The sequence below is a fragment of the Algibacter sp. genome, assembly GCF_049667265.1.
Lineage (GTDB): Bacteria > Bacteroidota > Bacteroidia > Flavobacteriales > Flavobacteriaceae > Algibacter_B.
In genome coordinates this window covers 1-7,139 of the sequence record NZ_JBATHX010000188.1, presented here as the reverse complement: position 1 = coordinate 7,139, position 7,139 = coordinate 1, and the positions used below count along the sequence as shown (strand labels likewise).

The 7,139-nt window shown below is 32.0% G+C and carries 6 protein-coding genes; 3 read left to right on the top strand and 3 right to left on the bottom strand.

What is annotated here, in order from left to right:
* The coding region (locus WBN21_RS07090; protein ID WP_424198804.1) for a T9SS type A sorting domain-containing protein at positions 1–587 on the top strand (587 nt) is incomplete at its 5' end.
* 339 nt (positions 588–926) lie between these two features.
* Here WBN21_RS07090 and WBN21_RS07085 read toward each other — a convergent pair.
* From WBN21_RS07085 to WBN21_RS07075, 3 genes are read right to left on the bottom strand one after another with little or no spacing between them, the layout of a single operon-like run.
* Complete coding sequence (locus tag WBN21_RS07085; protein WP_424198802.1) at positions 927–1,583, bottom strand: 3'-5' exonuclease; 657 nt, start codon at positions 1,581–1,583, stop codon at positions 927–929.
* 3 nt (positions 1,584–1,586) lie between these two features.
* The gene (locus tag WBN21_RS07080) at positions 1,587–3,503 is read right to left on the bottom strand and encodes a DUF294 nucleotidyltransferase-like domain-containing protein (RefSeq protein WP_424198800.1); all 1,917 of its coding nucleotides are present in this window, start codon (positions 3,501–3,503) and stop codon (positions 1,587–1,589) included.
* Between the two features lie 21 nt (positions 3,504–3,524).
* Positions 3,525–4,139, bottom strand: coding sequence for a fumarylacetoacetate hydrolase family protein (locus WBN21_RS07075; protein WP_424198798.1), 615 nt, complete (start codon positions 4,137–4,139; stop codon positions 3,525–3,527).
* A gap of 134 nt (positions 4,140–4,273) precedes the next feature.
* Here WBN21_RS07075 and ahr point away from each other — a divergent pair, with 134 nt between their 5' ends.
* The gene (gene ahr / locus WBN21_RS07070; RefSeq protein ID WP_424198797.1) at positions 4,274–5,281 is read left to right on the top strand and encodes an NADPH-dependent aldehyde reductase Ahr; all 1,008 of its coding nucleotides are present in this window, start codon (positions 4,274–4,276) and stop codon (positions 5,279–5,281) included.
* Between the two features lie 257 nt (positions 5,282–5,538).
* A partial coding sequence (locus WBN21_RS07065; RefSeq protein WP_424198795.1) for an ABC transporter ATP-binding protein occupies positions 5,539–7,139 on the top strand: 1,601 nt, incomplete at its 3' end.

Sequence of the window (7,139 nt, the reverse complement as noted above, 5' to 3'; positions counted from 1 at the left end):
CGGTACAATCTTTAGGGGTTGATGTTTCAGATGAAGATGCTCAATTTGCTACATTCATAACAAAATCTAATTTAAAAGATATTACAGATCCTTTAAATACAATTTCTTTAGGAGGTAATCTTATTTTAAAAGTAGATATGACCGATAGAGGAGAACCGGGTGAATTTGATTCCATTGCATTTAATTTAATCAAAGATGGTAACTTATTATATTCTAGTAATTGGACTGGAATTGCTACGGATGAATTGCAACTTACAGGAGGGAATCTTAAAGTCCATAGCGGATTTAGTTTAGGAGATTCAACTAGTAAGGCTTTAGAACCAATAGTAGAAGAGCTATTTGATAGCTTAGAATTAGTATCATGGCCAAACCCATCAGATGATTACTTCAACATTAAATTAAAATCAAAAAACACGGTAGAGATTATTTATATCCATGTATTTGATTTAAATGGTAGACTGATTTCTTTTAAAACGGGCGTACCGAATAGGGAGTATAAAATTGGTGCATCATTGCAAGCTGGATTATATTTTATTAATGTAATTCAAGGTAATACATCAAAACAAGTTAAATTAATTAAATATTAAACACATAATAGAAAGTATGCTGTTTCGATACTAGTTAAAGTGATTAAAAAAGACTCAAATACGACATGTAATTGAGTCTTTTTTTATTTAAGGTTTTATCCTATTAAATCAATTTAAAATCCAATTAACAAGTGGTTTACCTACAATGCGTTTAGGTAAAATTATGTGTCACATTTTACGTAAAATGGCTTGTAAATACACAAGTAATTTAGGAGATACAAGTACGCTTTTAAATCCAGAGGTGGTTCAAGATATTATGGATAATGTGCTGTAGTTGTTTGTTGTAAAGCCGGTTGTGTTTTAGTAAAATCACCTGTCATCTGTCATCCGTCTTTTTAATCATTTTCCCAACAAATACCCCCATTGTAAATGTTTTCTCTTATCTAGTCTTGCAAGCGTTTTTAAGAATACAATTGCAGTAATAAGAGCGTCACCATTAGCAGTATGTCTATCAACTTTAGGAACATTGAGTTCTTTGCATAAATCATCTAAAGAATAATGATCTTTAAGGTTTTCGTGATATATAATATGTTTTGATTTGTTAAACAGAACACCAGTATCTATAAATTTGTTTTCTAGTTTACCTAAACCATGTCTAGAAAGCATTTCGTTTATCATAGTTCTGTCAAAATTGGCATGATGAGCAATTAAAACAGCATTTTTTATGTATAATAAAAATATTTTAATAGCTTCTAATTCGGTAATCTTATTTACCGCACTACTTTTTATTAATTCATGGATTTCAACAGTTTCTTTATTAAAAATATCTTGCTTTAGGTATAACTCTAAACTATCTTTTACTTGAATAGATTTTCCAATTAAGGAAACCGCACCAATAGATAGAACCCTATCTTTTAAAGTATCAAAACCAGTAGTTTCTGTATCAAACGCTACAAACCTAGTTTGGTTAATGGGTGTTTTTTCAATATTTTTAAAATAATCGATATATTCATTCCAAAAATCAGGATACTTGTTTTTTCTAAACCATTTTACCATATTCTATAGAAAGTTTTTTAAATCAAACCTAAATTTTAGTGTTTCTTGAATTTCATGAATAGGTTTAAAACAGCGTTTTAGTTTTAACTTTTCTTCTTTAGTTAAAGTTGCTAATTCTATAAATTTTCCAGAATTATTATTAAGCAAGCCTTGTTTTGTTTTAAATTTAGATAGGGCTTTAAAAGCATAAGAACACGACTCAAAAAGTTCCTTGTTATTGGGTTCTAGTTCGGCTAGTTTTTCGAAACGCTCAGAGGTGTTGTTTATGCCTTTAATATGTTTACTTAAAATGAGTAAACGTGCTGCATCAATTAAAGGCATTAAACCTCTACTTTTAATATTGAACAGGTCTTTTTGTTCGCCATTTTGCTCAACTAAAAATTGTTTAAAAATTCCTAGAGGAGAAGGGCTTTTAATTGCATCTCGACCTAAGAATTTAAAAAATAATGATGTGTTTTCTAGTGTTTCATAAATAGTAGTAGATAGCTCGTTAACCAATTCTTTATCCCCATAAATTCTAGAATAATCAAAAAAGATTGAAGATAGTAGGATTGCTTTTTCATCGGGTTTTAAAATCCAGTTTTCAAATTGATTTTTCCATTCAGTAATAGATTTACACCATTCTGGATTACTTGCCATCATATCAGCTTCACAATATTCAAATCCTATTTTATTTAAAGATTTGGTAACATATTTAGCAAGTTCTATGAAGTAGGCTTGAGTTTCTTTATATTTTTCTTCAGGGACATCTTCAAAAACAAGGGCATTATCTTGGTCTGTAAATAGTAATTGTTCTTTTCTACCTTGGCTACCTAAGGCTAACCATGAAAATTTAACAGGTGGAGGTGTAGGCATTTTAGGTAATGCAATTTCTATAGCTCGAAATGCAACTGCATCGTTAATTTGAGAAATTACTTTTAAAATATGCGTTAAAGGAATGTTTTGTTCTAAATAGCTTTTTAGTAAAGTATTTGCTTTTAATCTTGCTGCACGTAGTTTTTTAGTACGAGTAGCGCGTTTTATCTCTTTTAAAATAACCGTTGGGCTATTGCCTAAAGTTGCCAAAACATCGTGGTGTGTTAATACACCAATAAGTTTTGAATTTACAGTACCATCTTTTGTAATACATAAATGCCCAATATTATATTTTATCATTTGCAACTGCCCATCAGCAACCGTTAAGTCTTTTTTGTTTGTGATAACAGGAGAACTCATAATATTGGTTACAGCGGTTTCGATGGGGAATTTTCCAGTTGCTATTTTATTTTTTATATCACTATTGGTAATAATGCCAACTGGTTTTTTTTCTTTGTCTATAACAATAATACATCCAATTTTAAGAGCACTCATTTTTATAGCTGCATCTCGTAACGATGTTTTTTCGCTGCATGTAATAGGGTTTTTAGTATAATTTGCACTTTGAAAATTTACTATATCATGCGAGTTGTTTGGAAGATAATCTACAAAAATCTCGTTATTTTCTTTTGTTGTATAGGGGTCGTAAGCATTAGTAGCAAAAGCAGTAATTAAGTATTTATAAACTTTAGAATTATTTTCTGCTGCCAATTGAAATCCTTTTATTGGTATAGCATAGATAATAGATTCTTCATGAGCAGTAGCAGTAAGTTTATAGTTTTCTTGAGCTATGAGTGGTCTTACTCCAAATACATCACCAGCATCACTCATTGAAACAATCTCTTGAGTATTTTTATTAGTGTGATTTAGACTAATAGAACCATTTCTAACTATATAGAAATGCTCATTAAAAGAATCTCCTTCTTTAAATAAAATATCACCTTTTTCTAAATAAGTAATCACAACTTCTTCGGCAATTTCAAGAAGTTTTTCAGATTTCAATAAATTGAAAGGCGGATACATTTTTAGGAAATCACGAACTCGTTCTGCAATTGAGTTTTTCATGTAGTATATTCTATTTGTTAACTATAGGAGTTTGAAATCCAGAAGCAATTCGCCTTCAACATAAGCTTGTAAATGGTCGCCTTTAACGTTTTGTCCGGCGCCACTTGCTGGTGTTCCAGTAAAAATTAAATCGCCAGGTTCCAAAGTCATGTATTTAGAAACAAAAGCAATAATTTCGGAAAAATTGTAAATCATATCACTTGTATTACCAGACTGTTTTTCTTGGCCATTAATTGTTAAACTGAAATTAATATTATTTAAATCAGGGAAATTTGAAATAGATTTGAAACCATTTACTGGTGAAGCGCCATCAAACCCTTTTGCTAAAGCCCAAGGTCCTTTGTTTTCCCTGCTTGCAGTAAGCACATCTTTAGCAGTATAATCAATTCCTACACCAATTTCACAAATGTAAGATGCCGCATCACTTTCAGAAATATCTTTTCCTGTTTTACCAATTTTTGCAACCAATTCTAATTCATAAATTAATTGGTCTGTAATTTTAGGAAAAACAATATTCTTATTATCTGTCACCAAAGTGCTTTCTGCCTTTAAAAAAATAGTTTGTGCCCCCGTTTTTAGTGCAGTAATTTCACTTTTATCATTTACGTAGTTTTTACCAATGCCTATTATTTTCATCTGTTTTTCAAATTAAATTATACATTGTAAAAGTAATGATTAACAGGCAATAATTTTAACGATGATTTATGATTTTGAAAAAGAAATTGTAGTAACTTTAAATGTTATTTATTACGAACCTCAAAATTTGAATTATGGAAAAAGTTAAAGCGTTTGCGGCACATGAAATTGGAGGAACCTTACAAGAATTTCAATATGAATTGCCAAATATTGGTAATGAAGAAGTCGATATAAAAGTGCATTACTGCGGTTTATGTCATTCAGATTTGAGTATGATTAATAATGAATGGGGAATGACTCAATATCCAATAGTCCCTGGTCATGAAATCGTAGGCGAAGTAATTCGTTTAGGCAAGGAAGTAAAAGGATTAAAAATTGGAGATAAAGTGGGTATGGGTTGGTATTCGGCTTCATGTCTGCATTGTAACCAATGCATGGATGGAAAGCAACACCTTTGCGGAAGTATTGAAAGTACAATTGTTGGAAGGCATGGTGGATTTGCTGATAAAGTTAGAGGCCATTGGTCTTGGGTAACGCCACTACCAAAAGGTTTAGACATGGCGAAAGCAGGACCGCTTTTTTGCGGAGGTATTACCGTTTTTAATCCCATAGTTTTATCTGGCGTACAACCAACTGATAAAGTAGGTGTAATTGGTGTTGGCGGATTAGGCCATATGGCTATTAAATTTTTAAAAGCTTGGGGATGCGAGGTTACAGCATTTAGTTCTAACCCAAAGAAAAAGGATGCTATTTTAAAAATGGGAGCCCATCATGTTGTAGATTCTACAAACCCTGAAGCATTAGAAGGGATAGCGGGTTCTTTAAATTTTATTTTAAATACAACCAATGTAACTTTAGATTGGAATTCTTATTTATCTACTTTAGCACCCCAAGGTAAATTACATACGGTTGGTGCCGTTTTAGAACCTATGGCAATACCAGCATTTAGCTTAATTATGGGTGAAAAATCTGTTGGAGGAAGTCCTTTAGGTAGTATTGCTTTAACGCGTAAAATGTTAGAATTTTGTGTAAGACACAATATTTATCCAACCGTTGAAGAATTTAAAATGGAAGATGTCAATGAAGCATTGGAACATCTTGAAACAGGTAAAGCTCGTTTTAGAGTGGTACTCAAGGCATAAAGCATAAATCATTAATAATTAAACAAATAATCATGGCAAAATCACAAGACGCAAAAAAGAACGTAAAAAAAGAAGCGGTTTTAACACCTAAGGAAAAGAAAGCTGCAAAACTTGCTAAAAAAGCAAAACGTACCTAATGAATGGATATGTTTAATAAGATGAAACCACTCAAACTGAGTGGTTTTTTAATTTTAAGTTCCTCCATATTATCTAGCTATAATGCGTAATTTTGCAATCTTAATTATTTGAAAATACACATGCAACATTTACAAGAATCCTCAATAAATAAAACCAAAACCAAGCCAAAAGTAACCATGGCACAAGCATTTAAAACTATTATTTGGCCAAGACGAAAGTTAGTTTTTATTGGCTTAATTTTAATAGTAATAAGAAGTTTGGCAGGATTAATTTTACCATGGCAAAGTAAGGTTTTGCTAGATGAAGTGGTGCCAAGTAAAGACGTTTCTCAAATTTACACCTTAATAGGCATAGTGTTAGTGGCTATTACCGTTCAAGCCGCAACTTCGTTCGCTTTAACTAGAATTTTAAGCGTCCAAGCTCAATACTTAATAAGTGAGTTACGTGCTCAAGTTCAGAAAAAAGTATTGTCTTTACCTATTAGTTTTTTCGATAATACAAAATCAGGCGCATTGGTCTCGCGAATTATGAGTGATGTTGAAGGTGTTCGAAATTTAATAGGTACCGGTTTAGTGCAGTTAGTTGGTGGTTCTTTTACAGCCATTGTATCTTTAATTATCTTAATTAAACTAAACCCATGGATGACACTTTTTGTATTTGTTCCCCTTTCTATATTTGGATATATAGCCTTAAGAGCTTTTAAATATATTCGTCCTATTTTTAGAAAACGAGGAAAAATTAATGCCGAAGTAAAAGGCAGACTTACCGAAACTTTGGCTGGTGTGCGAGTTATTAAGGCCTTTAATGCTGAAGAACAAGAAAACATTGTATTCGAAAAAGGAGTCGATAAACTATACCAAAATGTTAAAAAGAGTTTAACAGCTACTGCTTTAATGACCAGTTCTTCAACCTTTTTAATAGGTGTTGCCACAACAGGCATTATGGGTATTGGTGGTTATTATATGATTCTTGGAGAAATGACTACGGGTGATTTCTTGTTTTTCACATTAATCCTTGGGTTTATGATTGCGCCCATTGTTCAAATGAGTAATATTGGAAGTCAATTAACCGAAGCTTTAGCTGGATTAGATAGAACGGAAGAGCTTATGAATATGACTGCGGAAGAGGACAATCAAAATAGAACTATTCAAATTGAAACTATAAAAGGTGATATCGAATTTAAAGATGTATCATTTTCTTATGAAGAAGGAAAAGAGGTACTCCATAATATCAATTTTAAAGCGCCAGCAGGTTCGGTTACGGCATTAGTAGGTAGTTCAGGTTCAGGAAAATCAACCATGGCAGGATTATCTGCTACCTTTTTAAACCCTAAATCTGGAATAGTAACCATTGATAACCAAGATTTATCGAAGGTAAAGTTAAGTAGTTATCGTCAATTTTTAGGAGTGGTTTTACAAGATGAATTTTTATTTGAAGGCACTATTAGAGAAAATATCATGTTTCCTAGGCCTAATGCTACAGAAGAAGAACTGCAAAATGCTGTAAAAGCGGCCTATGTAAACGAATTTACCGATAGATTTGATGATGGTTTAGAAACATTAATTGGAGAAAGAGGCGTGAAGCTTTCTGGCGGACAGCGTCAACGTTTGGCTATTGCTCGTGCTATTTTAGCCAATCCAAAAATTATTATTTTAGATGAAGCGACTTCAAATTTAGATACCGAAAGTGAAGCCTTAATTCAGAAAAGTTTAAATGAATT